We start from the raw sequence: 1319 nt of genomic DNA, 5'->3' as shown, positions 1-1319 counted from the left end.
TGGCCTTCCCCTTCTATCGTGGAGATCTGACCTAAGGAGAAGGTTGGGTCGTGGGAGAGACCAGACGCAGGTTCGATCCGGAGTTCCGGGCGGGCGCGGTGCGCATCGTGCGGGAGACAGGAAAATCGATCGCGCAGATCGCCAAGGATCTGGGCATCAATGCGGGCACGCTGGCCAACTGGGTGCAGATGGACCGGCTGGCCCGCGAGCAGAACGCCGACAGCGGGGAACTGGCCGGATCCGAGCGGGAAGAGCTCGCCAGGTTGCGCAAGCAGCGGGCGGAGTGGGCCAAGGAGCGCGCCGAGCTGGAGATGGAGCGTGATGTCCTCAAACGCTCCGTGGTCTTGTGGGTCAAGGAAGCGACGGGCCGGTAAGCGTGGCGGCCTTCATCAGCTCCCAGAAGACCGAGCACGACGTCCCCCACGCGTTGACCTGCCGGGCCTTGGGTGTCTCGCAGTCTTGGTACTACAAGTGGCGCGACCGGGCGCCAACGGCCCGCCAGCAGCGCCGCAAGGATCTCGACGCGGAGATTGCGGCGAAGTTCACCGCCTCGGGCGGTACCTACGGCAGCCCACGCATCACCCGTGACCTGCACGAACAGGGATGGCGGATATCGGAGAACACCGTCGCGCAGCGCATGGCCGAGCTTGGCTTAGCCGGCAGAGCGCCAAGGAGACGCCGGTCGCTGACCCGGCAGGGCAAACGGCCTGCCGCCCCTGACCTGGTGCGGCGCTCGTTCACTGCGGTCGCGCCGGACGTGCTGTGGTGCGGCGATGTGACCGAGATCGTCACCGACGAGGGCAAGCTGTATCTGGCCACGGTCGAGGATCTGTTCTCCCGCCGGTTGCTGGGGTATGCGATGTCGGAGCATCATGATGCGGCGCTGACCGTTGCCTCCCTGCAGATGGCCGCTGTCACCCGCGGCGGGAACGTCGACGGGGTGATCTTCCACACCGATCGCGGCAGCGAATACACCGCTGCCCGCTTCCAAGCAGCCTGCCGGCATTGGGGAGTGGTCCAGTCGATGGGCCGGGTCGGCTGCGCACTGGACAACGCCGCCGCCGAGTCGTTCAACTCCACCCTCAAGGTCGAATACGTGCACCGACACCGTTTCCGCACCCGGGCCGAGGCCCGGTTGAGGATCGCGACCTGGATCGCTGACTTCTACAACGCTCGCCGACGACACAGCGCCGCTGACGGGCTACCACCGATGGTCTACGAGCAGCAGATCATGACCGCTCGAATAGCCGCCAGGGCGAGGCTTCAGGAGGCCAGGGCCGCATAATCGAATCTCCACGCTTTCAGGGGATAGACACAGC

Annotated in this window: 2 protein-coding genes; both read left to right on the top strand. The window is 66.0% G+C overall.

Annotated elements, in window-relative coordinates; all coding sequences use genetic code 11:
* The first annotated feature begins 50 nt into the window (after positions 1-50).
* Positions 51-374 (top strand): transposase, encoded by a 324-nt coding sequence (locus CHC08_RS47880; protein ID WP_089213968.1) that lies wholly within the window; start codon positions 51-53, stop codon positions 372-374.
* Between the two features lie 2 nt (positions 375-376).
* The gene (locus CHC08_RS47875) at positions 377-1285 is read left to right on the top strand and encodes an IS3 family transposase (protein ID WP_218825861.1); all 909 of its coding nucleotides are present in this window, start codon (positions 377-379) and stop codon (positions 1283-1285) included.
* Positions 1286-1319 lie beyond the last annotated feature (34 nt).

The sequence above is a fragment of the Streptosporangium subroseum genome (genome assembly GCF_900188345.1).
Classification (GTDB): domain Bacteria; phylum Actinomycetota; class Actinomycetes; order Streptosporangiales; family Streptosporangiaceae; genus Streptosporangium; species Streptosporangium subroseum.
This window is presented reverse-complemented; position numbering and strand designations above follow the sequence as displayed.